This window comes from Geodermatophilus sp. SYSU D01106, assembly GCF_054049995.1.
In genome coordinates this window covers 44,444-67,988 of record NZ_JBJGYM010000013.1, presented here as the reverse complement: position 1 = coordinate 67,988, position 23,545 = coordinate 44,444, and the positions used below count along the sequence as shown (strand labels likewise).

Sequence of the window (23,545 nt, the reverse complement as noted above, 5' to 3'; positions counted from 1 at the left end):
CTGGGATGACCCCGTGACCCGCCTCGGCCCCGACGACGTCGGCTGCTGGCTGGTGAAGACCGCCCGGCCGCCGGAGGTGCTCGTCCCCGGCTGGCACCCCGGCGAGGAGCGCGAGTTCACCCGGTGCCTGCGCGCCTCGTACCGCGTCGCGCTCATGCGCCCGGGCGCGCCCGTGCTGCTCTGGCTCAGCGGCCGCGACCGCCCCGGGGTGCACGCCGTGGGATCACTGGCCGGCGACGTCGGCGCGGACGAGCGCGGGCCGGTCGCCGTCGTCCGGGTGACCCTGCTGCCCGCCCCGCTGCCGCGCGCCGACCTGCTCGCCGACCCCGTCGCGCGCGACGCGGAGGTGCTGCGCATGCCCGCCGGCAGCAACCCCTCGTACCTGACGCCCGCCCAGCACGCCGCCGTCCGGGCCCTCCTCCCCTGACGACCGCCCTGACGGCCCGGTCCCCGGGTGGGGGCTGGGACGATGGGTCGTGTGCCACGGAAACGGATCGCCGGGGGCGCCCTCGCCTGGGTGCTGACCCTGCAGTTCTTCGTCGTCGAGACGATCGTCCAGCTGCGCTCCCCCCTGCCCTACTCGCGCTCGGCCGACGTCATCAGCGCGCTCGGCGACGCCACCCGGCCCGGCGCGGCGCTGATGAACACCTCGTTCGTGGTGCAGGCCGCGCTCATCGGTGCGGGCGCCGTGGCGCTGCTGCCCGCGCTGCGCGGGCGGGCCGCCCGGCCCGCGGTCGGCCTGCTCGGCGCCGCGGCGCTCGGCGTCCTGCTCGTCGGCGTCTTCCCCCGGCTGACCAGCCCGGCCCTGCACACCACCGGCGCCGTCCTCTACCTCGTGGCCGGCGGCCTGGGGGTCATCGCGCTGGCCTACGCCGTGCGGCCGTGGTCGGAGGCGCTGGGCACCACGCTGGCCCTCGGCGGCCTGTTCGCCACCGCGATGACGGTCTTCTACGGCGCCGGGGTGGTCGAGCTGCTCGGCGAGGGCGGCACCGAGCGCGCCGCGGCCTACGTGCTGCCCCTCGCGCTGGCGCTGACCGGCCCGTCGCTGTGGTGGCTGACCCGGACCCGCAGCGAGCCGGTCACCGGCCCCACCCGCCGCCAGCGGCGGGCCGCCGAGCGCGAGGAGGAGCGCCTCGCCCGCGCCCGGCGCAGCGCCGAGCGCGACGACGCCCTCGAGGCCGCCGCCCGCCGCCGGGAGTCCCCCCGCACGGCCGCCGACGGGGACGACGACGCGCACGACGACGCCCACGACGACCTCGACCCCGACGACCCCTGGGCCGGCCCGCGCCGCCGCTGACCCCCGTCCGCCTACCGCTGCACGGGCACGGGCACCGGCGCCGCCGCGCGCACCGGGCCCCGCCGCCGCGACACCGCCACCCCGGCCAGGCAGACCACGCCGCCGACGACGGCCAGCGCCGCCGGCACCTCGTCGAGCAGCAGCCAGGACAGGAGCACCACCAGCGGCGGCACCAGGTAGGTGGTCACGCCCAGCCGGCCCGCGGGCATGCGGGCGAGCGCGTAGGCCCAGGTGCTGAACGCCAGCGCCGTCGGGACCACGCCGAGGTAGACCGTGCCGAGCACCGACGACGCCGGCGCCGCGGCCACCTCCGCAGCCAGCACGCCGGCCCACGGCAGGCAGCACGCCGCGCCGATCGCGCACGCCGTCGCCGTCACCTGCAGGCCCGGCAGCCGGCGCAGCAGCGGCTTCTGCGCCACCACGCCGGCGGCGTAGGTCACCGCCGCGACCAGGCACAGCAGCACGCCGAGCAGGTCGCCGCCGGACCCGCGCCCGGCGATGCCGATCAGCAGCACCCCGGCGAAGGCGACGGCGAGCCCGGCCACCAGCCAGCGCGGGAAGCCCTCGCCCAGCCAGACCCCGGCCAGCACGGCGATGAGGATCGGCCCGATGTTGACCAGCATCGCCGTCGTCCCGGCGTCGAGGTGCCGCTCGGCGGCGTTGAGCGCGACGTTGTAGACGCCGAACCAGCCCACCCCGCAGACGGCGAGCAGGCCCCACTCCCGCCGCGTCGGCGCCACCCAGCCGCGGCCGAGGGACAGCAGTCCGAGCACCGCCGTCCCGACCAGCAGCCGGCCCAGCGCCAGCGCCCCGGGCGAGAGGTCCTCACCGACCGCCCGGATGCCGATGAACGCCGACGCCCAGGCCAGGACGGTGACGGCGACGGCGGACAGGACGGGCAGCGAGGCGGCGCGGGCGGGGTGCACGGGCGGACCCTAGGCGGGCCCGGGGACGCCCCGCTGGCGGTTTCCCGACGCGGCACCGGGCCTGGCAGCCGCGCTGCGGAGAACGGCAGCGGAGGTGCGCCGCTCGGGCGCCGGGTTCAGACCCCGCGCAGGTGTTCGCCGTACGTCCGCCGCCCGCGCGCGGCCCGGGCGCCGGGCAGCACGCCGCCTTCCCGGAACGCCGCCGACAGCTTCCCCGGCAGCGGCGTCGACACCACCCGCACGTTGGGTTCGCGCGCCGCCGCCCAGGCCCGGGCGAGGTCGCCGGCCGAGAGGTCCTCGGGCCCGCCGAACTCGACGACGTCGCCGGTCGGCTGCCCGCCCGCGAGCTCGGTGAGGAACCCGGCCGCCTCGCCGACGTCGACCGGAGCGGCGGTCCAGCCCATCGGCACGATGAGCACCGGCCCGCGCCGGGCGGTGGTGAGCATCTCGTCGACGAACGGGTGGAACTGGGTGACGCGGGCGAGCGTCACCGGCAGCCCGGAGGCGAGCAGCACCTGCTCGGCGGCGTACTTGGCGCGGTAGTAGCCGAAGGGCACCCGGTCGACGCCGACGATCGACACGTACACGAGGTGCCGCAGCCGGCCGCGGTCGAGCGCCTGCACGAGGCGCCGGGTGCCCGCGACGTCCACCTCCCAGGGGTTGCCCCGCGGGTCGCTGGCGGCGTGCACGACCACCTCGGCGCCGCGGACCGCCTGCGCGAGGTCGCGGCCGGTGGCGAGGTCGCCGCGCACCCCGCCGGGGCCCGCCCCGCGCCGCGACATCTGCCGCACGTCGTGGCCCGCAGCCTGCAGTGCGGGCACCAGTGTCCGGCCGAGCTGGCCGCTGCCTCCCGTGACGAGGACCTCCATGGCGACAGTCTGCCGAACGGGACGGGCGGACCGGTCCCTCTCGGCGTGGCGCGCGGCCCCATCTCATGTACGAGATAGCGTGGCCCCCCGTGACCGCGACCGAGATCCCGGCCGAGACGACGGCCCCCTCGCCCGCCCCCTCCCCCCTCGGCACGGCCGCCAGCGCCGCCCGGATCGGCGCGCTGGTGCGCGACGCCCGCCGCCACCGGGGCCTCACCCAGCAGCAGCTGGCCGAGCGCCTGGCCACCAGCCAGAGCGCCGTCGCCCGCATCGAGCAGGGCGGCCAGAACCTGACACTGGAGCTGCTCGGGCGCCTGTCGGAGGCACTGGACAGCGAGCTCATCAGCGTCGGCCCGGCCGGCCCCACCCACCTGCGCGTCACCGGCGGCACGCCGCTGCGCGGCAGCGTCACGGTGAAGTCGTCGAAGAACGCCGCCGTCGCCCTGCTGTGCGCGGCGCTGCTCAACCGCGGCCGCACGACGCTGCGCAACGTCGCCCGCATCGTCGAGGTCGACCGGATCCTCGACGTGCTGCGTTCCATCGGCGTCTCCGCCACCTGGGACGGGGCCGGCCGCGACCTGACCCTCGTCGTCCCCGACGAGCTCGACCTCGCGGGCATCGACGCCGACGCCGCCCGCCGCACCCGCAGCATCATCATGTTCCTCGGCCCGCTGCTGCACCGGGCCCGCACGTTCCGGCTCCCCTACGCCGGCGGCTGCGACCTCGGCACCCGCACGGTCGAGCCGCACATGATCGCGCTGCGGCCGTTCGGCCTCGACGTCGAGGCGCACGCCGGCGAGTACCACGCCACCGTCGACCCGCGGGCCACCGAGCGGCGCACCATCGTGCTGACCGAGCGCGGGGACACCGTCACCGAGAACGCGCTGCTGGCCGCCGCCCGCACCGAGGGCACCACGGTCATCCGCAACGCCAGCTCCAACTACATGGTCCAGGACCTGTGCCTGTACCTGCAGCTGCTCGGCGTGGGCGTCGAGGGCCTCGGGACGACGACGCTCACCGTGACCGGCCGCGCCGTCCTCGACGCCGACGTCGACTACACGATCAGCGAGGACCCGGTCGAGGCGATGAGCCTGCTGACGGCGGGCATCGTGACCAACTCGGAGCTCACCGTGCGCCGCGCGCCGGTGGAGTTCCTGGAGATCGAGCTCGCGGTGCTGGCCGAGATGGGGCTGCGGTTCGAGCGCTCGCCGGAGTACCTGGCCGACAACGGGCACACCCGGCTGGCCGACGTCACCATCCACCCGTCGCAGCTCAAGGCCCCGATCGACAAGATCCACCCGATGCCGTTCCCGGGCCTCAACATCGACAACCTGCCGTTCTTCGCCGTCATCGCGGCGTCGGCGACCGGGTCGACGCTGATCCACGACTGGGTCTACGACAACCGGGCGATCCACCTGTCGGACCTGACCCGCCTGGGCGCCGACGTCCGGCTCATGGACCCGCACCGGGTGCTGGTGACCGGCCCGACCCGCTGGCGCAGCGCGGAGGTCGTGTGCCCGCCGGCGCTGCGCCCCGCGGTGTGCATCCTGCTGGCGATGCTGGCCTCGCGCGGCACGTCGGTGCTGCGCAACGTCGACATCATCGCCCGCGGCTACGAGCACCTCTACGAGCGCCTGGTCGAGATGGGCGCGTCGATCGAGGTCTTCTCCGACTGACGCGGCATAGGAAGCCATCCGCACGTCCTGGCGCCCCGGACGTGCGGACAGCTTCCCATGCCCGTCGCGTCACCTCTCCTGGGCGGTGGGACGGACCAGCACCTCGTTGACCGCCACGTGCGGCGGCTGGCTCACCACGTAGGCGATCGCGCGGGCGACGTCCTCGGCCTGCAGCGGCGTCATCTCCGCGGCCATCCGCTGGGACGCCGCCTTCGCCTCGGGCTGGGTGATGTGGTCGGTGAGCTCGGTGGCCACCGCGCCGGGCTCCACCAGCGAGATCCGCACGCCGCGGGTCGTCACCTCCTGGCGCAGCGACTCGCTGAACGCGTTCACCGCCCACTTGCTGGCGTTGTAGACGCCCGCACCCTTGCGGGCGGTGCGCCCGGCGACGCTCGAGATGTTCACGACGTCGCCCGAGCCCTGGTCGACCATGCCGTCGATCGCCGCGTGGGTCATGTACATGAGGCCGAGGACGTTGGTGGACAGCATCCGCCGCCAGTCCTCGACGTCGGCGCCGACGATCGTGCCGAGCAGCATGACGCCGGCGTTGTTGACCAGGACGTCGAGCCCGCCGAGCTCCTCGCGGGTCCGGGCGACGGCCGCCCGGCAGGACGCCTCGTCGGTGACGTCGAGGTCGAGGGTCAGCACGCGGGCGCCGCCGTCGCGCAGCCGGCCCGCCAGCGCCTCGAGCCGGTCGGCGCGGCGGGCGCCGACCGCCACGGCCGCGCCCGCACCGGCCAGCGCGACGGCGGTGGCCTCCCCGATCCCCGACGACGCCCCGGTCACCAGGGCCACCTTCCCGGTCAGCGGCCGGCCGGTCTCGCTCATGCGGTGCTCCTCCCGCGCCGCCCGGTGCGGCACCCCGGACAGCCTGCGCCCGGAGCGCCGATCCGGCAGCGCGGGCGGGACTTCAGGGGCGGTCAGGCCGGGGGCAGGACGACGCCGAAGCCGCGCACGGCCAGCCGCAGTAGCACCGGCCCGCCGCGCCGCAGGTCGGCCACGCGCGCCGCGGCCGCGGACTCCAGTTGCGCCACCCGCCGGGCGTAGGCGTCCGGGCCCGCCGTCCGCGCGGCGTGCAGCGCCGCGGTGTTGGCCCACACCTTCCGCCGCGACTCGCGCAGCAGCACCCGCGCGGCCCGCCGGTTGGCCCCGGCCATCACCCGGTCGACGAGGGTCCGCCGCGACCCCGCCGCCTGCAGCGCCCGGTCCTCGCTGGCCACGCGGGCGGCGAGCACCTCGTCGATCCGCTCGTGGTCGCGGGCGCGGGCGGCCAGCACGGCGGGGTCGGCGAAGTCGGCCGGGCCGATGACCCGCACCAGGGACTGCGGCAGGTCGAAGTTGATGTGCGCGTTCATCCCGAGCAGCACGTGCCCCTCGGGCCGAGTGGCCGGGTCGGCGCCGAACGCCTCCCGCCAGGGCGCGGGCGGCGACGCCGGGTCGCGACGGTGCGCCTCGAGGGCGTCGAGGTAGCACCCGGCGAAGTCGACGTCCCAGTCGGTCACCCAGCCGGCGTCCTCGAACAGCCCGTCGTCGATCGCGGCGCCCACCGCCTGCGTGGTGCGCAGGTAGGTGCCGAGGAAGAAGCGCGCCGGGTCGCCGGCCGCCTCAAGCCCGTCGAGCAGGCGCTGCATGCGGGCGACGAGCTCGTCCACCGGCGCGGTCACCCCCGCGATGCTGCCGGGCGGGCGCCGCCGGCGCAGCCCGGTCGCGGCGGCACGCCGGCGCGGCTCAGCTCTCCAGCGCCGCCGGAAGCCGGTCGAGCGCGGCGGTCACCAGGGCGGGCAGGTCCCCGGCGTCGCCGCCCAGCCAGCCGGCCTGGGCCACCTCGAAGCAGGCGACGACGAGCTTGGCGAGCAGCAGCGCGTCCTCGCCGGGCACGCCGCGGTCGCGCAGCCCCTCGGCCAGCGACGCCTCCCAGCGGCGCAGCTTCCCCGCGGCGCGCAGGTGCAGCGCCGGGACGGCGGCCACGACCTCCTCGCGCTGCACCATGAGGTCGCGCAGCGGCGCGAGCTCCCCGGCCATCCGGACGGCGGCCCAGCTCACCGCCGGCCACGGCCGGAGGTCCGCGGGGGCCTCCGCGACGGCCGCCCGGGCGGTGGCCAGCAGCTCGTCCTCCAGGGCGAACAGCAGGTCCTCCTTGTCGGAGAACAGCCGGAACAGCGTGCTGCGCGAGACGTCGGCGGCCGCGGCGACCTCCTCGGTGCTCGTGGCGGCGTACCCCCGCGCGGCGAACAGCTCGACGGCGCGGCGGGTCACCTCGACGCGGGTCCTCCGGCGGCGGCGCTGCGCGGCGGTCTCGGTCACGGGGACATCTTGACACGACGTCGCCGTCTGACACACAGTCTCACTCCGGGACGACGTCCCAGCCACTCGACCGAGGGAGCTCCCCCCATGGGCACGACCCGCACCGCACTCGTCACCGGCGCCACCTCCGGCCTGGGCCTGGCCACCGTCCGGCGCCTGGCCGCCACCCCCGGCTGGCGGGTCGTCCTCGCCGTCCGTGACCTGCGGCGCGGCCGGGCGCTCGCCGGCGAGCTCGGCCCGGACACCGGCCTGGTCGCCCTCGACCTCGCCTCGCTGACGTCGGTCCGGGAGGCCGCGGCCACGGTCGCCGGGCAGGAGCCGCCGGTCGACGTCCTGGTGCTCAACGCCGGCCTGCAGGTCACCCGCTCCGACGTCGCCTCCGCCGACGGCCACGAGCTCACCTTCGCCGTCAACCACCTCGGCAGCTACCTGCTGACCCGGCTGCTGCTGCCGCACCTGGCGCCCGGCGGCCGCGTCGTCACGGTGGGCAGCGGCACGCACTTCGGCACGCTGCGCAAGTCCGGCCCGTACCCGCGCCCGCGCTGGGAGGACCCGCGGGTGCTCGCCACACCCCGCGAGGGATCGGGCCAGCGGGCCTACGCGACGTCGAAGCTCGCCACCGTCTACTTCTCCCGCGAGCTGGCCCGGCGCACCCCGGGGACCGACGTCGTCACGTTCGACCCGGGCCTGCTGCCGGCCACCGGCCTGGCCCGCGACTACTCCCCCCGCGCGCAGGCCCTCTACCGCCGGCTCACCCCGCTGCTCGAGCGGCTGCCGGGCGCGCAGACCGTCGCCCGGGCCGCGGGCCAGCTCGCCGACGTGGTGACCGGCCCCGACGGCACCCCCGGCCGCTACGTCGAGCGCGGCGTGGAGGCGCCGTCGTCGCCGGAGAGCCTCGACCCGCGGCGGGCGCGGGAGCTGTGGGACGTCAGCGCCGACCTCGTGGGCCTGCAGGCTCAGATCAGCGCGTCGTAGCCGTCGTCGGGCGGGAGCAGCCCGGAGTCGACCGGCGGCCGGTGCGGCTGGTCCAGGCCCCGCATCCGCGCGGCGTGCAGCGCGAGCAGCAGGTTCAGCCGCAGCGTCGGGTCGGTCGTGAAGGGCCCGAGCAGCCGCTCCAGCTTGCCGATCCGGTAGCGCATCGTGTTGTAGTGGAAGTGCAGGCGGCGGGCGGACTCGGCGACGTTGAGGTTGGTCTCCAGCAGCACCCGCAGCGTCTCGCGCAGGTCGGCGGAGTCGGGGTCGGAGGCGTCGGCCAGGGTGCCGAGCACCTCGTCGACGTAGGACCGCAGCTCGGTCGAGTCGGGGATCAGCGACAGCAGCCGGAAGACGCCGAGCTGGTCGAAGTGGGTGACCGTCGCCGGGCCGTGGATCTCCTGCCCGACGCCGAGCGCCCGCTGCGCCTGCTGGTGCGCCTCGCCGAGCGCCGAGATCGACTCCGCGGGCCGGCCGATGCCGGTGGCCAGCACCCGCCCGACCCGGCGCACGCGGGCGTTCACCCTGCTGGTGACGGCGGTGACCAGCGCGGTGATCTCCTCCGGCGTCCGCCCGTCCAGGGGCAGCACGGTGACGATCTCCGACGACAGGCCGGCGACCGCGGCGCCGGTCACCTCGGTCTCCAGCGCGGCGCGCCAGCCGTCGGCGAGCCGGTCGAGGACGTCGAGGGCGCGGGTGGGGTCGGCCTGCGGGTCGGCGGCGGTCTCGGTGGCCGTCACCAGGACGACGACCGGCCCGTCGAGCCGCCAGCCGAACGAGCGGGTCTGCGCCAGCGCCCGCTCCGTGTGCCGCAGGGACCCGGCGACCAGCCGGCGCACCAGGTCGCCCTGGAAGCGCAGCTCCACCGAGTGCACGGCCTGCTGCCGGATGACCGACAGCGCCGAGACGACGGCGGCCCGCTCCAGCACACCGCCGGCGCCGACCACCATCTGCCCGCTGCGGTGCACGGCGACCAGCCAGCCGTGGCGCTGCTCGCCGGCCATGATCGGCGCGACGGCGTACTCCCCCACCCCGCCGGGCAGCTCGTGGTGGCCCGGGACGAGCAGGATGCCGTCGGCCGGCGACAGGTCGGCGTCGGCCAGCACGTCGGCCGGGGTGACGACGGTCTGGTCGGCCCGGACGTTCGAGAGGCGGTTGGCCGGCGCCATCATGGCCAGCTCGTCCTCGGCCTCGGCGTCGAGCAGCCACAGCCAGTCGCTGATCTCGGCGACGTCCTCCGGCGGGCCGGCGGAGGTGACGATCTCGCGGTCGGGCCCCAGCCCGAGCACCGCGGCGCCCTCGAGGTAGGTGGCCAGCCGGTCGGTGACCTCGGCGAGGCCGCCGCCGCTCAGGGCGACGTCGATGAACTGGTCGTGCATGCGCGCCGAGAGGGTGAGCGCCTCCCCCTGCTTGCGGACGACGGCGCCGAGCACCTCCGACACCGCCTCGTCCATGCGCACGGTGGGCGGCAGCGCGAGCACGGGCAGGCCGCGCCGCTCGGCCTCGGTGAGCACCTCGGCGGGCACGGCGGCCGCCCCCTCGGTGCGGCGGTAGGCGAGCGCGGCCGTGCCGAGCTGGTCGAGCCTGTCCACCAGGACCCGGGCGTCCGCGGCGTCGGCCGGGGGCAGCCGGGCACCCAGGACGACGACGACGTCGGGGCCGGCGGCGGCCAGCGGCCGGGCGGGGTCGTCGACGACCATGTGCCGGACGACGCGGTCCAGGCCGGAGCGCCCGGCCACCACCTCGACGCCGGACAGCCGCGGCAGCCGCAGCGCCTCGTCCACGCGCAGGCCGACCCGGTCCCGCCACTCGTCGCGCGCCGGGGCGCCCCGCCCGGCACCCGCCGACTGCCACCCGCGGTGGAACGGCAGGGGTGCCGTGGGATACGACCCCGAGGTCATCGAGACCTCACTGTGCGTCACGACTCGCCCTCCTCGTGGGCCTATCCCGATCTCGAGTTGCAGGAACCTGGCAGGTGTGCCTGGACGGCCACCCCCATTCTTGGCCACATTCGCCATACGAGGACGTGCGACGCGCCGCTTAGCTTCGAGACGCGGTCGGTTCCCGTCCGCTGGATGGTAGGCGGTCACCGCACCCGGTGCCCTCCTCCCCTCCCAGCGGGAGGGCCGGCCGGACGGGGGCTCGAGCGGAGGGTCACCCGGATGTCCCGATGGGGAGAGGGCCAGCAGATGCGCACCATCGACCACACGACCACCACCGAGCGGGGGCGTGCGGCCCGCGCCGGCGTCCCCACCATCCCCCTGCCGCGCAGCTCGGCGCAGGAGACCGTACGCACCGCCGCGCCCGCCCGGACGTCGGGTGCCGTCCCGTCGTCGGCGAGCACCGGCATCGCCGACCTGCTCCGCGGCCCGGTGCGCCCGGCGCGGGTCCTCATGAGCGCCCCGGCGGCGGTGTACCTGCAGGTGCCCACCGACCGCGGCACCGACGTCGTCGGCGTGCTCACCAGCGACGCCGCCCGGCTCCCCCTGGGCTGCATCCTCTTCCGGCCGAGCAACGGCCGCCCGCTGGTCGCGCTGCCGAGCGGCGCTCCGGCCGAGGTCGGGGGCGGCCGGATCGTGGTCGGGGACCTCGTCGTGCGCGCCGCGGCCTGGTGGGACCCGCGGCCGCGGCTGCCCAGCCCGCGCCCGGCGCTGCTGCCCGAGGGCGTGCGCCAGCTGCGCACCACGCTCTACGGCGAGGGCGTGCCGCACAGCGCGTTCACGCTCCCCGGCCTGCCGGCCGGCCCGGGCGGGCCGCTCGCGGCGCTGCGCGGCGCGGTGCGCCGGGCCGACCTCGACGCGGCGCTGCGCACCGCCGTCCGGCTGATCGGCCTGGGCCCCGGCCTCACCCCGGCCGGCGACGACGTCATGGCCGGCACGATGGCCGGGCTGGTCCTGCTCGGGCACCCGGCTGCCGAGCGGTTCGCCGCGGGCGTCTACTCGCTGGCCGCCGGCCGCACCACCGAGCTGTCGCGGGCGCTGCTGCGGCACGCCGCAGCCGGCCACGTCAGCGGCGAGTACGCCGCGGTGCTGCAGGGCCTGGTCGGCGAGCGCCCGCTGGGCCCGGCGGTCGAGGGCCTGCTGGCCACCGGCTCCACCAGCGGCCGCGCGATGGCGCTCGGGCTGTGCACCGCGATCGACCTGGTCGACCGCACCACCCGGCGCTGACCGCACCACCACCGCACGGCAGCGGCCCCCTCCCCACCCGGGGAGGGGGCCGCTGCCGTGTACCGATGAGTCCGCCCGCCGCGGCCGGTCCATCCCCCGACCCCCAGCAGAGGAGCACCGCGATGTCCTTCCAGGCCTACCTCGACGCGATCGAGGACAGGACCGGGCTCACCCCGCGCCAGCTGATCGCGCAGGCGCACGAGCGCGGCCTCGACGCCCCCGGCACGAAGGCCGGCGACGTCCTCTCCTGGCTCGCCCAGGAGCACGGCCTGGGCCGCGGGCACGGGATGGCGCTCGTCCACGTGCTCAAGAACGGGCCGGTGATCGACTCCAAGCACGTCGGCGGCACCGGCACGCACCGGGACGAGTCCGACACCCTCTGGCTGGACGGGAAGGCGACCCGGCCGACGGGGTGAGCGGCCCCGCCGTCAGATGCGGCTGGCGTGGATGCTCGTGACGATGATCGCCCGGGCGCCGAGCTCCCACAGCTCGTCCATGACCCGGTTGGTCTCGTGCTGTCGCACCATCGCGCGCACCGCGGACCAGCCCTCGGTCTGCAGCGGGCTCACCGTCGGGCCCTCCAGGCCGGGGGTGAGGGCGGTGGCCTTCGCCAGCAGCTCGTTCGGGCAGTCGTAGTCGAGCATCACGTACTGCCGGGCGACGAGGACACCGCGCAGCCGGCGGCGCAGCTGGGCGACCGCCGGGATCTCCTCGGCGCCCTCCCGACGGACGAGCACGGCCTCGCTGGTGAGCACCGGCTCGCCGATGATCCGCAGCCCCGCCGCGCGCAGCGTCGTCCCGGTCTCGACGACGTCGCACACCGCGTCGGCCACGCCGAGCCGGCAGGCGGTCTCCACCGCGCCGTCGAGCTTGACCACGCTGGCCTTGACGCCGGACTCGGCGAGGAAGCGCTGCAGCAGCGTCGGGTAGGCGGTGGCGATCCGCTTGCCGCCGAGCTGCTCGACGGTGTCGATGCCGGACTCCACGGGGCTCGCGAACCGGAACGAGGACCGGCCGAAGCCCAGCGGCATGAGCTCGACGGCGGTCGGGCCCTCCCCCTCGGCGGGCGCGGTCTCCAGCAGCATGTCGCGGCCGGTGATGCCGACGTCGAGGGTGCCGGCGGCGACGTAGACGGCGATGTCGCGCGGGCGCAGGTAGAAGAACTCGGTGTCGCTGTCGGGGTCGTAGACCGCGAGGTCCTTCGTGCTGCGCCGCTGCCGGTAGCCGCTCTCGGCGAGCATCGCGGCCGCGGGCTCGCTGAGGACGCCCTTGTTGGGCACGGCGATGCGCAGCACTTCTGTGTCTCCTTCGGGAGCGGATGGAACGGCCCCCGCGCAGGGTCCCGCGGCGTGCGGAGCGCGTCGTGGGGGGCGCGAGGGTCCTTCGTCTAGAGGTGGGTGTAGACGTCGTCGAGGCTGAGCCCGCGGGCCAGCATGAGCACCTGCACGCGGTAGAGGAGCTGGCTGATCTCCTCCGCGGTCCGCTCCGGCCCCTCGTGCTCGGCGGCCATCCAGGACTCCGCCGCCTCCTCGACCACCTTCTTGCCGGCGGCGTGCACGCCGTCGCGGACGGCGGTCACGGTGCCCGAGGCGGGGTCCCCGGCGGCCACCTTCGCCGACAGCTCGGCGAACAGCGCGTCGAAGGTCTTCACGCGAGGCCCTGCCCGACCGGGGTGGCCTGGAAGCCGGTGGACCGCGGCGGGGTGCGCAGCTCGCGCAGGGTGAGCGCGGTCGCCAGCGCGGCGACGCAGGCCTCCCAGCCCTTGTCCTCGGCGGAGCCGGGCAGGCCCGAGCGGTCGCGCGCCTGCTCCTCGGTGTCGCAGGTGAGCACGCCGTTGCCGACCGGGCGGCCGGCGTCGAGCGCCACCCGGGTCAGGCCCGCGGTGACGGCGTCGCAGACGTACTCGAAGTGCGGGGTGCCGCCACGGATGACCACGCCGAGCGCGACGACGGCGTCGTGCCGCTCGGCCAGCGCCTGGGCGACGACGGGCAGCTCGACGGCGCCCGGCGCGCGGACGACGGTCGGCTCGCCGATGCCGCTGGCGCGGGCCGCGGCGAGCGCGCGGTCGAGCAGCGCGTCGGTGATCTCGGCGTGCCAGGTGGTGGCGACGATGCCGAGCGTGAGCCCGGCGGCGTCGACCGCGCCCGCCTCGGGGCGACCCTGTCCGCTCACAGTCGCTGCTCCTGCTGGTGGAGGGGCACGTCGGTGCCGGGCACGGTGGCCGGCTCGCCGCCCACGGGGAGGGGCACGTCGGCGGGGCCGGACTCGGTCTCGGGCTCGATGATGTCGAGCAGGTGGCCCATCCGGTCGCGCTTGGTGCGCAGGTAGGCCAGGTTCTCCGCGGTGACGTGGCTGGGCAGCGGGACGCGGCCGGTCACCTTGAGGCCGTAGCCCTCGAGCCCGGCGCGCTTGGCCGGGTTGTTGGTGAGCAGCCGCATGGTGTGCACGCCGAGGTCGACGAGGATCTGCGCGCCGGTGCCGTAGTCGCGGGCGTCGGCGGGCAGGCCGAGGTCGAGGTTGGCGTCGACGGTGTCCACGCCGGAGTCCTGCAGCTGGTAGGCCTGCAGCTTGTGCAGCAGGCCGATGCCCCGGCCCTCGTGCCCGCGGATGTAGAGCACGATGCCGCGGCCCTCCTGGGCGACGGCGGCCAGCGCCGCCTGCAGCTGCGGGCCGCAGTCGCAGCGCAGGGAGCCGAAGACGTCGCCGGTGAGGCACTCGGAGTGCACGCGGACCAGCACGTCCTCGCCGTCGGCGATGTCGCCGTAGACGAAGGCGACGTGCTCGCGCTCGTCGTAGGAGCTGCGGTAGCCGACGGCGGTGAAGGTGCCCGGCGCCAGCGGCACGGTGGCCTCCGCGACCCGCTCGACCAGCTTGTCGAAGCGCTTGCGGTAGGCGATGAGGTCGGCGATCGAGATGAGGCACAGGTCGTGCTCGTCGGCGAAGACGCGCAGCTCCTCGGCCCGGGCCATGCCGGTCGGGTCCTTCTCGCTGACCAGCTCGCACAGCGTGCCCGAGGGGCGCAGCCCGGCGAGGACGGCGAGGTCGACGGCGGCCTCGGTGTGGCCCGGCCGGCGCAGCACGCCGCCGTCCTTGGCGCGCAGCGGCACGATGTGGCCGGGGCGGGCGAGGTCGGCCGAGGAGGTCGCGGCGTCGGCGAGCAGCCGGATGGTGTGCGCGCGGTCGGCGGCGGAGATGCCGGTGCTCACGCCCTCGCGGGCGTCGACGGTGACGGTGTACGCGGTGCCGCGGCGGTCCTGGTTGACCCGGAACATCGGCGGCAGGTCGAGCCGGTCGGCGTCGGCCTCGGTGACCGACACGCAGATGTAGCCGGACGTGTAGCGGACCATGAAGGCCACGAGCTCGGGCGTCGCGAGCTCGGAGGCGAAGATCAGGTCGCCCTCGTTCTCGCGGTCCTCGTCGTCGACGACGACGACGGCCCGGCCGTCCTTGACCGCCGCGATGGCGTCCTCGACGGAGTCCAGCCGGACGGCGCTCATCGGCGTGCTCCCAGCAGTCGTTCCACGTACTTGGCGATCACGTCGACCTCCAGGTTGACCGGGTCCCCCGGGGCGCGGCCGCCCAGCGTGGTCTCGCGGAGGGTGGCGGGGATGAGGCTGACCTCGAACCAGGGCTCGGGGTCGTCGGCGGCGCTGAGCGCGCTGACGGTGAGCGAGACGCCGTCGACGGTGATCGAGCCCTTCTCGACGACGTAGCGCGCCAGCTGCGGGGGCAGGGCGACGCGGACGACGTCCCAGTGCTCGCTCGGCGTGCGGGACACGACCGTGCCGACGCCGTCGACGTGGCCCTGCACGATGTGCCCGCCGAGGCGGGTGTGCGGGGCGACGGCGCGCTCGAGGTTGACCGGGTCGCCGTCGGTCAGGCGCCCGAGGCTGCTGCGGCGCAGCGTCTCGGCCATGACGTCGGTGGACCACACGGAGCTGCCGTCGGCGTCGGGCTCGACGCCGGTGACGGTGAGGCACACGCCGTTGACGGAGATCGAGTCGCCGAGGTGCACGTCCTCGAGCACGCGCCGGGCGCGGATGCGCAGCACGGCGGCGTCGGCGGACTCCTCGCGGGCGGCGAGCGAGCCGACCTCCTCGACGATGCCTGTGAACACCTCAGTCCCTCCCGTCGGCGCGCGGTCCGACCCCAGTGTGACCTGTGGGCCGGAGGCGGATCTGCACGTCCCCGCCCAGCGGGGTGACCTCCCGCAGCTCCAGGCTCAGCGCGGCGCCGATCGTGCTGATTCCCAGGTCCCCCACCAGGGAGGGACCCGCGCCGAGCAGCTTCGGCGCGAGGTGCACCAGCACCTCGTCGACCAGCCCCTCCCGCAGGAACGCGGCGGCGAGCGTCGGGCCGCCCTCGAGCAGCACCCGGCGGACGTCGCGGTCGAAGAGCTCGGCGAGCAGCCCGGCCGGCCCGTCGGCCCGGCTGACGAGCGTCGGGGCGGCGTCGTCGAGGACGCGGGCGCCCGCCGGGACCCGGCCGCGGCGGTCGTGCACGACGCGCAGCGGCTGGCGGGGCGCGTCGCGGCCGTCGGCGTCGCGGACGGTGAGCTGCGGGTCGTCGGCGAGGACGGTGCCCGACCCGACGAGGACGGCGTCGCACCCGGCCCGTAGCCGGTGGACGGCGGCGCGCGCGACCGGGCCGGTGATCCAGCGGCTGGTGCCGTCGGAAGCGGCGACCCTCCCGTCGAGGGTGGCGCCGGCCTTCCAGACGACGAACGGCCGGCCCGCGCGGGCGCCGGTCAGCCAGGCGGCGAGCGCGCCCTCCTCGGCGGCCTCCCGCTCCACACCGACCTCGACGTCGACCCCGGCGGCGCGCAGGCGGTCGGCGCCGCCGCCGGCCAGGCCGGTGGGCTCGGGGACGGCGACGAGGACGCGGGCGACGCCGGCGGCGAGCAGCGCGTCGGCGCAGGGGCCGGTGCGGCCGGTGTGCGCGCACGGCTCGAGGGTGACGACGGCGGTGCCGCCGCGGGCGCGCTCGCCGGCCCGGGCCAGCGCGTGCACCTCGGCGTGCGGGCCGCCGGGCGGGGAGGTGGCGCCCTCCCCCACGACTATGCCGTCGGCGTCGAGGACGACCGCGCCGACGGGCGGGTTCGGGCTGGTGGTGCCGAGGACGCTCGCGCCGAGCTCGCGCGCCCGGGCCATCGCGGCCGACTCGGCCGGGCCGGCCGTCACCCGGCGGCCGGGGTGGCCAGCTCGCGCAGGGCGGCGATGGCGCGCGACGGGTCGTCGGCGCCGTAGACGGCCGAGCCCGCGACGAAGACGTCGGCGCCGGCCTCCGCGGCCTGCGCGATCGTGTCGGCGTTGATGCCGCCGTCGACCTCGACGAGCACCTGCAGGTGGCCGGTGTCGACGAGCTCGCGGGCGCGGCGCACCTTCGGCAGCACCTCGGCCATGAACGCCTGGCCGCCGAAGCCGGGCTCGACGGTCATGACCAGCAGGGTGTCGAAGTCGCGCAGCACCTCCTCGTAGCGCTCGAGCGGGGTGCCGGGCTTGATCGCGAGGCCCGCCAGGGCACCGGCGGCGCGGATGTCGCGGGCGACGTCGCGGGGGTCGCCGGTGCAGGCCTCGGCGTGCACGGTGACGTTGCGGGAGCCGAGCTCGGCGTAGCCCGGCGCCCAGCGCTCGGGGGCCTCGATCATCAGGTGGCAGTCCAGCGGCACGGGACTGACGGCGTGGATCGCCTCGACCACCGGCCGGCCCAGCGTCAGGTTGGGCACGAAGTGGGCGTCCATGACGTCGACGTGCAGCCAGTCGGCGTCGGCCACGCGGGCCACCTCGTCGGCCAGCCGGGCGAAGTCCGCCGAGAGCAGGCTGGGGGCGATCATCGGGGTGCGGGCCACGTCGTCCGAGTCTAGGTGCGCCGTGATCACCGCCGGTCCGGCCGGGTAGGGGGCGGGCATGGCACAGGTCGAGGCGAGCGCCGACGTCCCCGTGGAGCCGGCGCTGGCGTTCGCCGTCTCGCAGACCACCGGGGCCACCCGCTACCGGTGGGACCGCTTCGTCCGCGAGCAGCACCTGCTGGGCGCGGACCGGCCCGGGAAGGGCGTGCGGACGGCGACCCGGTCGCGGCACGGGCTCGCGATGGTCAGCGAGTACGTCTCCTACGTGCCGCCGTCGCACGTGGGCATGCGGATGGTGCGCGGGCCGTGGTTCTTCGCGGTGTTCGCCGGCAGCTGGCGGTTCACGCCACTGCCCGGCGGCGGCACCCGGGCGGCGTGGCGCTACGTGTTCCGCTGCCGGCCGTCGTGGCTCGCGCCGGTGGCCGAGCGGATCGGCACCGCGCTGCTCGGCCGCGACATCCGGCGGCGCATCGCCGGGTTCGCCCGGGGCTGCGCCGACCCGGAGGTGCTCGCGGTGGCCCGGCGGGAGCTGGAGAGCGACGCCCGCTGACGGGGGCGCGTGTCCGGAGGACCCCACCGGGTAGCCCACGACCCATGGCTCTCCCCCGCTACGACGGCTTCGACCGCATGCCCATCGCCGGTACCTGGCGTGAGGGGCGCAGCGAGAAGACGGCGGCCGACACCGACCCCTACACCGGCGAGACGCTCACCGAGATCCGCCTGGCCACCTCCGACGACCTCGACGAGGCCTACGCCGCCGCCCGCGAGGCGCAGCGCGAGTGGGCCGCGCGGCTGCCCAGCGACCGGGCCGACGTGCTGCGCCGGGCCGCCCGGATCATGGAGGACCGCGAGGACGAGATCGTCGACTGGCACGTCCGCGAGAGCGGTGCCGCCGCCCCGGCCGCGCAGTTCGAGTACGCGATCACGCTGCGGGACTTCCACGAGGCGTCGTCCTACCCGTACCGCGTCGAGGGCCGGATCCTGCCGGCCGACGTCGAGGGCAAGGAGAGCCGCGTCTACCGGCGGCCGGTGGGCGTGGTCGCCGTCATCAGCCCGTGGAACGTGCCGATGCACCTGTCCAACCGGTCGGTGGCCCCGGCGCTGGCGCTGGGCAACGCCGTCGTCCTCAAGCCCGCCGGCGACACCCCGGTGACCGGCGGCCTGCTGCTGGCGAAGGTGTACGAGGAGGCCGGGCTGCCGCCGGGCCTGCTGTCGGTGGTCATCGGCTCGGGCTCGGAGATCGGCGACGCGATCGTGTCCCACCCGACGCCGCGGGTGGTGTCGTTCACCGGGTCGACGCCGGTGGGCAAGGGCATCGCCGAGAAGGCGGGCCTCAAGAAGCTGTCGCTCGAGCTGGGCGGCAACGGCCCGCTGGTGGTGCTCGACGACGCCGACCTCGACCTCGCCGTCGACGCCGCCGTGTTCGGGAAGTTCTTCCACCAGGGCCAGGTCTGCATGATCACCAACCGGATCGTCGTGGACGACTCGGTGCACGACGCGTTCGTCGAGCGCTACGTGGAGCGGGTGCGCGGGCTCAAGGTGGGCGACCCGCGGGAGCCCGACACGGTCATCGGCCCGATCATCAACGGCAAGCAGCTCGAGGGGATCCAGGAGAAGGTCGCGCAGGCCCGCGAGGACGGCGCCGAGCAGGTCCTCGGCGGCGACCCGACCGGCCCGATCGGGTCGGTGCTCCCGCCGCACGTGCTGCTGGGCACCAACGACGTCGCCACCGCGCGGCAGGAGGTCTTCGGGCCGGTCGCGACGGTCATCCGGGCCTCCGGCGAGGACGAGGCGCTGGCCATCGCCAACGACACCGAGTACGGCCTGTCCAGCGCGGTGTTCACCCGCGACACCGAGCGCGGCGTCCGGTTCGCGCTGCGGGTCGAGGCGGGGATGACCCACGTCAACGACTCGCCGCTCAACGACGAGAACAACACCGCGTTCGGCGGGGAGAAGGAGTCCGGCCTCGGCCGGTTCGGCGGCGAGTGGGCGATCGACGAGTTCACCACCGACCACTGGGTCAGCGTCCAGCACACCCGGCGGCAGTACCCGTTCTGACCGTCGAGGCCCGAGCGGCGCGCGGCCGGCTCCCCCGGGGGCCGGCCGCGCGCCGGGGTCGGGCCCGGTCAGTCGCGGTCGGGCAGGGCGGTCCACTCGGCCCACGACAGGTCGCGGCCGACGTAGCGCGGCGCCCGGAGCGGCCACTCCGCCGCCAGCCAGCGCGGCACGAACGCGTCGAGGGCCGCCTCGACGTCGGTGCCGACCAGCCGGTCGACCACCCACCAGGACACCTCGGCGTCGGCGTCGCCGGCCTTCTCCGGCGGGTCGACGTAGACGCAGCCGAGCAGCTCGGTCTCGTCCTCGTCGAGCAGCGCGTAGTTGAAGCTCTCGTGCGCCTCGATCTCCCGCTCGTGGCGGGCGAGGTCCTCGCGGTCCTGGTCCTCGGTCATGGTCGCGGGCGGCCAGCCCCAGGCGGCGCCGTAGATGTCCCACAACCGCTCGCGGGAGCCCATGACGGCGGGGTGGTCGATGGCGGTGTCGGCCGCGCGGATCGGCCGCAGGTGCTGACCGGTGGGCAGGTCGGCGCGGACCGGGTGGACGAAGTCGTCGGGGAGCCAGGGCACGGCGGGGCAGGGTAGGCGCGCGGCGGCGGATCCGGAACGGATGTGCACGCGGCGCGACCGGGTGGGTAGGGGCGCCGCGATGCGTGCACACGGTGAGCTGTCCCCGGTCCGGGTGGACCTGCCCTGGGCGGGGGTCGCCGGGCCGGGTGACCGGGAGGCGGACCGGCCCGCCGGCGGCTACGGTCCGTGATCGTGCGCACCGCCCCGTCCCCCGTCCTCCGCCGGCCGATCTGGCCGTCGGGCGATCCGGTGACGGTGCGTCACGGGTCGGTGACGGTCCGGCCGGCGGCCTCCCGGGCCCCGGCCACCTGGACGGCGGGCCTGCTGCTGCCCGCCGTCGTCCTCGGGCTCGGCGTGCCGCGGATGCTGCTCACCGGCGACTACGCGGGCCTGCACGGTTCCGCCGCCTGGGCGCTGCTCGCCGCGGTGGCCGGCGTGGGGGCCGCCCTGGCGCTGCTGACGCCGGTCGTGCCGGCGCTGTCGCGCCGGGCCGCCGAGGTCGCGCGGATGCGGCACGCGCTGCGCACCCACACCGACCCGGGCCCCGACCTGCGCGCCCGCCTGGACCTCTCCGCCCGCCGCGTGCTGCGGCTGCACTGGATGGGCCGGGCGATGCCCGTGCTGCCCGCGGTGCTGCTCCTGCAGGCCGAGTGGGACTCCCCGGCGACGTCGCTGCCGGCCGCCGTCGTGCTCGTCGCGGGCTACACGGCGCTGGCGCTGTGGCACCGGCGCCAGACGCTCGCCGCGGCCTGGTGGGTGGCCGACCGCCCGGGGCCCGCGCGCCCGGCGCCCCCGGTGCCGTGGTGGGAGCCGTGGCTGGGCGGCCGGCGCCTGCTCGCCCTCTCCGGCGGCTACGTGCTGCTCGTCGTCCTGGTCACGCTGCTCGCCCGCTGACGGACCGCTGAGGAGCCGCCGACTCCTGCCGCGCCGCGGTCAGCGGGTGCGGCGCAGCAGGGCCAGGAACATCGCGTCGGTGCCGTGCCGGTGCGGCCACAGCTGCCCGTAGGGCCCGCGCTCGACCCCGGGCACCTCCCCGAACAGCGGCGCCACCGGCAACACCTCGACGTCGTCCCGGGCGGCCGCCGCGTCGGCCACCGCGACCGTCTCCGCCGCGTGCGGCGAGCAGGTCACGTAGGCGACCACCCCGCCGGGGCGCACGGAGGCCAGCGCGCGGTCGAGCAGCGCCGTCTGCAGCTCCACCAGCGGCGCGACGTCGTCGGCCGTGCGCCGCCAGCGCACCTCCGGCCGCCGGCGCAGCGCGCCCAGGCCGGTGCACGGCGCGTCGAGCAGCACCCGGTCGAAGGAGCCCGCGGCCCACGGCGGCTCCCGCCCGTCGGCCACCAGCACCTCGACGTCGTCCTCGCCGGTCAGCGCCCCGCGCACCAGCTCGGCGCGGTGCGGCGCGCGGTCGGCGGCGGTCAGGTGCACCCCGGCCGGGCGGACGGCGGCCAGCAGCCCGGCCTTGCCGCCGGGGCCGGCGCACACGTCGAGCCAGCGGGCGTCGGGCCCCTCCAGCGGCGCGCGGGTGAGCAGCAGCGCGGCGAGCTGGCTGCCCTCGTCCTGCACCGCGGCCCGGCCGGCGCGCACCGACGGCAGCCGGCCCGGGTCCCCCCCGCCCAGGCGCACCGCGTACGGCGACCACGGCCCCGGCGTCCCGCCGGACTCCTCGGCGAGCGCGGCGCGGTCGACGTGCCGGGCGACCAGGTGCACCTCGGGGGCGGCGTCGTCGGCGAGCAGCGCCTCCTCGAGTTCCGCCTCCCCGGCCGCGTCTCCCCCGAGCGCCTCGCGCCAGGCCGCCACGATCCACTCGGGGTGGTCGGTGGCCAGCGCCAGGCGCCGGTCGCCGTCGGCCCCGAGCTGCGCCAGCCAGGCGGCGCGGTCCCCGCCGGCGGCGACCTTGCGCAGCACCGCGTTGGCCAGGCCGGAGGCACCGGGCCCGACGATCGCGCGGACCAGGTCGACGGTGGTGGCCACGGCGGCGTGCGCGGGGACGCGCAGGTCGACCAGCTGGTAGGCGCCGAGGCGCAGCAGGTCGAGCAGCCGGCGGTCGAGGTCGGCGAGCGGGCGGTCGACCAGCCGGGCGAGGACCGCGTCGAGGGTGCCCTGCGCGCGCAGCGCCCCGTAGGCGAGCTGGGTGGCGAAGGCGGCGTCGCGCGGCTCGAGCTGCCGCTCCCGCAGCAGCTGGGGCAACAGCAGGTTGGCGTAGGCCTCGCGCGCGGAGACGCCGTCGAGGACGTCGTAGGCGGTCAGGCGGGCGCCGTCGAGCGGGGCGCGGCGGGGCGGGCGGCGGGGCCCGCCGCGCTGCCCGCCGCGCGCGCCGGCCGGACGCCGGGGCGGGCCGCTCACGAGCCGAACCGCTCGCCGGGCGCCGGGCGGGCGCCGCGGGCCCAGTCGGCGGCCGGGTGCATCCGCTTGCCGGCCGGCTGGACGTCGCCGAGGCGCACCGCGCCGCGGCCGGTGCCGACGACGACACCGGTCGGGCCGGGCGACACCTCCCCGGCCTCCAGCGCGAGCGACGTCGGGAGCGGCTCGACCGGGCCCAGGCGGAACCGCTCGCCGCGCCAGGTGGTCCAGGCCCCCGGCGCCGGGGTCACGCCCCGGACGCGGCGGTCGACGACGTGCGCGGGCAGCTCCCAGTCGACGCGGGCGTCGGCGGTCTCGATGCGCGGCGCGAGGCTCACCCCGTCGGCCGGCTGCGGCTGCGGCTCGAGCTCCCCGGAGGCGATGCCGTCGAGGGTGGCGACGAGCAGCCGGGCGCCGCTGACGGCGAGCCGGCCGAGCAGGTCGCCCGCGGTGTCGCGGGGGCCGATCGGCTCGGTGACCAGGCCGAACACCGGCCCGGTGTCCAGGCCCTGCTCCAGCCGGAAGGTGCACGCGCCGGTGACCTCGTCGCCGGCCATGACCGCGTGCTGCACCGGCGCGGCGCCGCGCCAGGCGGGCAGCAGCGAGAAGTGCAGGTTGACCCAGCCGTGGGCGGGCAGGTCGAGCGCCGCGGGCGGCACGAGCGCGCCGTAGGCCACCACCGGCGCGCAGTCGACGGCGAGGTCGGCGAGCTGCGCGAGGAACTCGGGCTCCCGCGGCGAGCGGGGCTGCAGCACGGGCAGGCCGGCGGCGTCGGCGCGCTCGGCCACCGGCGAGCGGCTGACCTTGCGGCCGCGGCCGGAGCGGGCGTCGGGGCGGGTGAGGACGGCGGCCACCTCGTGGCCGGAGGCCAGCAGCGCCTCCAGCGAGGGGACGGCGGCCTCGGGGGTCCCCGCGAACAGGAGCCTCAGTGGGGGCTCACCTCCACGCGCGGGACCCAGGCCTGCATGCCCTGCCACTCGGCCTCGGCGAGCGCGGCGAGGGCGGCGGTGCGCGCCTCGGGGTCGAGCCGGTCGACGAACACGACGCCGTCGAGGTGGTCGACCTCGTGCTGCACCGCGCGGGCCAGCAGGTGCGAGCCCTCCACCCGGACCGGGTCGCCGTGCTGGTTCCAGCCGGTGGCCACCACGTGCAGGTGGCGGCGGCAGTCGAAGCGGTAGCCGGGGATGGACAGGCAGCCCTCGGGCGCCTCCTCGGTCTCGTCGCCGACCAGGTCGACCGAGGGGTTGACCAGGTGACCGACCTCGCCGTCGACGTACCAGGTGAACACCCGCAGGCCGACGCCGATCTGCGGCGCGGCGAGGCCCGCTCCCCCGGCGGCGTGCATGGTCTCGGTCAGGTCGGCGACCAGCCCGCGCAGTTCGGCGTCGAAGTCGACGACCGGTGCCGCGGGCCGGTGCAGGACGGGGTCGCCCAGCAGCCGGATGGGGGTGACGCTCACCGGTCGATCGTAGGTGGCGCCCTCCCGCGCACTCGCCGGCCCGGACCAGGGCCGCCCCCG

At 76.8% G+C, this 23,545-nt stretch carries 26 protein-coding genes; 9 read left to right on the top strand and 17 right to left on the bottom strand.

All coding sequences use genetic code 11. The annotated features are described in order from the left end of the window. Window positions 1-13: 13 nt before the first annotated feature. Complete coding sequence (locus ACI78R_RS14970; RefSeq protein WP_073422514.1) at window positions 14-427, top strand: hypothetical protein; 414 nt, start codon at window positions 14-16, stop codon at window positions 425-427. Window positions 428-469: 42 nt separating this feature from the next. After that, the gene (locus tag ACI78R_RS14965) at window positions 470-1,297 is read left to right on the top strand and encodes a DUF998 domain-containing protein (RefSeq protein WP_457041283.1); all 828 of its coding nucleotides are present in this window, start codon (window positions 470-472) and stop codon (window positions 1,295-1,297) included. Between the two features lie 11 nt (window positions 1,298-1,308). On the opposite strand, the gene ACI78R_RS14960 is transcribed toward ACI78R_RS14965, so the two are convergent. Then, window positions 1,309-2,223, bottom strand: coding sequence for a DMT family transporter (locus ACI78R_RS14960; protein WP_457041282.1), 915 nt, complete (start codon window positions 2,221-2,223; stop codon window positions 1,309-1,311). A gap of 116 nt (window positions 2,224-2,339) precedes the next feature. Then, window positions 2,340-3,092 carry an SDR family oxidoreductase gene (locus ACI78R_RS14955; RefSeq protein WP_457041281.1) on the bottom strand — a complete coding sequence of 251 codons (753 nt, stop codon included), beginning with the start codon at window positions 3,090-3,092 and terminating at the stop codon, window positions 2,340-2,342. An 89-nt stretch (window positions 3,093-3,181) separates the two neighbouring features. Between ACI78R_RS14955 and ACI78R_RS14950 the strand changes: the two genes are divergently transcribed. Further along, window positions 3,182-4,768, top strand: a complete 1,587-nt coding sequence (locus tag ACI78R_RS14950) for a UDP-N-acetylglucosamine 1-carboxyvinyltransferase (RefSeq protein ID WP_245794858.1) — start codon at window positions 3,182-3,184, stop codon at window positions 4,766-4,768. A gap of 69 nt (window positions 4,769-4,837) precedes the next feature. Here the strand turns inward: ACI78R_RS14950 and ACI78R_RS14945 are convergent, their stop codons facing one another. The 3 genes from ACI78R_RS14945 to ACI78R_RS14935 all read right to left on the bottom strand — a co-directional run bounded on the left by ACI78R_RS14945 (window position 4,838) and on the right by ACI78R_RS14935 (window position 7,072). Further along, window positions 4,838-5,596 carry an SDR family NAD(P)-dependent oxidoreductase gene (locus ACI78R_RS14945; RefSeq protein WP_457041280.1) on the bottom strand — a complete coding sequence of 253 codons (759 nt, stop codon included), beginning with the start codon at window positions 5,594-5,596 and terminating at the stop codon, window positions 4,838-4,840. Window positions 5,597-5,688: 92 nt separating this feature from the next. Beyond that, window positions 5,689-6,432: a DUF5995 family protein gene (locus tag ACI78R_RS14940; protein WP_457041279.1), complete on the bottom strand. Its 744-nt coding sequence runs from the start codon at window positions 6,430-6,432 to the stop codon at window positions 5,689-5,691. 64 nt (window positions 6,433-6,496) lie between these two features. Beyond that, a complete protein-coding gene (locus ACI78R_RS14935; protein ID WP_457041278.1) occupies window positions 6,497-7,072 on the bottom strand; it encodes a TetR/AcrR family transcriptional regulator in 576 nt (191 codons plus the stop codon). An 87-nt stretch (window positions 7,073-7,159) separates the two neighbouring features. Between ACI78R_RS14935 and ACI78R_RS14930 the strand changes: the two genes are divergently transcribed. Beyond that, complete coding sequence (locus ACI78R_RS14930) at window positions 7,160-8,047, top strand: SDR family NAD(P)-dependent oxidoreductase (RefSeq protein ID WP_457041277.1); 888 nt, start codon at window positions 7,160-7,162, stop codon at window positions 8,045-8,047. On the opposite strand, the gene ACI78R_RS14925 is transcribed toward ACI78R_RS14930, so the two are convergent. Further along, a complete protein-coding gene (locus tag ACI78R_RS14925; protein WP_457041276.1) occupies window positions 8,029-9,966 on the bottom strand; it encodes a PucR family transcriptional regulator in 1,938 nt (645 codons plus the stop codon). The genes ACI78R_RS14930 and ACI78R_RS14925 overlap by 19 nt on opposite strands. Window positions 9,967-10,206: 240 nt before the next feature. On the opposite strand from ACI78R_RS14925, the gene ACI78R_RS14920 reads away from it, so the two are divergent. Together ACI78R_RS14920 and ACI78R_RS14915 are read left to right on the top strand one after the other, a co-directional pair. Beyond that, complete coding sequence (locus ACI78R_RS14920; RefSeq protein ID WP_457041275.1) at window positions 10,207-11,211, top strand: DUF2877 domain-containing protein; 1,005 nt, start codon at window positions 10,207-10,209, stop codon at window positions 11,209-11,211. A gap of 122 nt (window positions 11,212-11,333) precedes the next feature. Next, entirely contained in the window at window positions 11,334-11,627 is a 294-nt protein-coding gene (locus tag ACI78R_RS14915; protein ID WP_073422521.1) for a DUF4287 domain-containing protein, read from the top strand. Window positions 11,628-11,639: 12 nt separating this feature from the next. Here the strand turns inward: ACI78R_RS14915 and hisG are convergent, their stop codons facing one another. The 7 genes from hisG to rpe form a co-directional block, all read right to left on the bottom strand. Next, window positions 11,640-12,506, bottom strand: coding sequence for an ATP phosphoribosyltransferase (gene hisG / locus ACI78R_RS14910; RefSeq protein WP_073422522.1), 867 nt, complete (start codon window positions 12,504-12,506; stop codon window positions 11,640-11,642). Between the two features lie 92 nt (window positions 12,507-12,598). Then, the gene (locus ACI78R_RS14905; protein ID WP_073422523.1) at window positions 12,599-12,862 is read right to left on the bottom strand and encodes a phosphoribosyl-ATP diphosphatase; all 264 of its coding nucleotides are present in this window, start codon (window positions 12,860-12,862) and stop codon (window positions 12,599-12,601) included. Then, a complete protein-coding gene (gene ribH / locus ACI78R_RS14900; protein WP_073422524.1) occupies window positions 12,859-13,383 on the bottom strand; it encodes a 6,7-dimethyl-8-ribityllumazine synthase in 525 nt (174 codons plus the stop codon). Before ribH ends, ACI78R_RS14905 begins: the two co-directional genes overlap by 4 nt. Then, window positions 13,380-14,708, bottom strand: coding sequence for a bifunctional 3,4-dihydroxy-2-butanone-4-phosphate synthase/GTP cyclohydrolase II (locus tag ACI78R_RS14895; RefSeq protein ID WP_457041274.1), 1,329 nt, complete (start codon window positions 14,706-14,708; stop codon window positions 13,380-13,382). Before ACI78R_RS14895 ends, ribH begins: the two co-directional genes overlap by 4 nt. Then, the gene (locus tag ACI78R_RS14890; RefSeq protein ID WP_336029431.1) at window positions 14,705-15,328 is read right to left on the bottom strand and encodes a riboflavin synthase; all 624 of its coding nucleotides are present in this window, start codon (window positions 15,326-15,328) and stop codon (window positions 14,705-14,707) included. The genes ACI78R_RS14895 and ACI78R_RS14890 overlap by 4 nt, the downstream gene beginning before the upstream one ends. 1 nt (window position 15,329) lies before the next feature. Continuing rightward, complete coding sequence (gene ribD, locus ACI78R_RS14885; RefSeq protein ID WP_457041273.1) at window positions 15,330-16,391, bottom strand: bifunctional diaminohydroxyphosphoribosylaminopyrimidine deaminase/5-amino-6-(5-phosphoribosylamino)uracil reductase RibD; 1,062 nt, start codon at window positions 16,389-16,391, stop codon at window positions 15,330-15,332. Beyond that, a complete protein-coding gene (gene rpe / locus ACI78R_RS14880; protein ID WP_457041272.1) occupies window positions 16,388-17,059 on the bottom strand; it encodes a ribulose-phosphate 3-epimerase in 672 nt (223 codons plus the stop codon). The genes ribD and rpe overlap by 4 nt, the downstream gene beginning before the upstream one ends. Window positions 17,060-17,117: 58 nt before the next feature. Between rpe and ACI78R_RS14875 the strand changes: the two genes are divergently transcribed. Beyond that, complete coding sequence (locus ACI78R_RS14875) at window positions 17,118-17,609, top strand: SRPBCC family protein (RefSeq protein WP_457041271.1); 492 nt, start codon at window positions 17,118-17,120, stop codon at window positions 17,607-17,609. A 44-nt stretch (window positions 17,610-17,653) separates the two neighbouring features. Further along, entirely contained in the window at window positions 17,654-19,117 is a 1,464-nt protein-coding gene (locus ACI78R_RS14870; protein WP_457041270.1) for an aldehyde dehydrogenase family protein, read from the top strand. Between the two features lie 68 nt (window positions 19,118-19,185). Here ACI78R_RS14870 and ACI78R_RS14865 read toward each other — a convergent pair whose 3' ends face one another. Continuing rightward, window positions 19,186-19,683 (bottom strand): GNAT family N-acetyltransferase, encoded by a 498-nt coding sequence (locus ACI78R_RS14865; protein WP_073422529.1) that lies wholly within the window; start codon window positions 19,681-19,683, stop codon window positions 19,186-19,188. Window positions 19,684-19,875: 192 nt separating this feature from the next. Here ACI78R_RS14865 and ACI78R_RS14860 point away from each other — a divergent pair, with 192 nt between their 5' ends. Next, window positions 19,876-20,577, top strand: a complete 702-nt coding sequence (locus ACI78R_RS14860) for a hypothetical protein (RefSeq protein WP_457041269.1) — start codon at window positions 19,876-19,878, stop codon at window positions 20,575-20,577. A 39-nt stretch (window positions 20,578-20,616) separates the two neighbouring features. Here ACI78R_RS14860 and ACI78R_RS14855 read toward each other — a convergent pair whose 3' ends face one another. Genes ACI78R_RS14855 through def form a run of 3 tightly spaced genes read right to left on the bottom strand, consistent with a single transcriptional unit; the run spans window position 20,617 to window position 23,485 of the window. After that, window positions 20,617-22,029, bottom strand: a complete 1,413-nt coding sequence (locus ACI78R_RS14855; RefSeq protein ID WP_457041268.1) for an RsmB/NOP family class I SAM-dependent RNA methyltransferase — start codon at window positions 22,027-22,029, stop codon at window positions 20,617-20,619. Then, on the bottom strand, window positions 22,026-23,003 hold the full coding sequence (gene fmt, locus ACI78R_RS14850) for a methionyl-tRNA formyltransferase (protein WP_457041267.1): 978 nt from the start codon (window positions 23,001-23,003) through the stop codon (window positions 22,026-22,028). Before fmt ends, ACI78R_RS14855 begins: the two co-directional genes overlap by 4 nt. Then, window positions 22,952-23,485: a peptide deformylase gene (gene def, locus ACI78R_RS14845; protein ID WP_073422532.1), complete on the bottom strand. Its 534-nt coding sequence runs from the start codon at window positions 23,483-23,485 to the stop codon at window positions 22,952-22,954. Before def ends, fmt begins: the two co-directional genes overlap by 52 nt. Window positions 23,486-23,545: the final 60 nt, after the last annotated feature.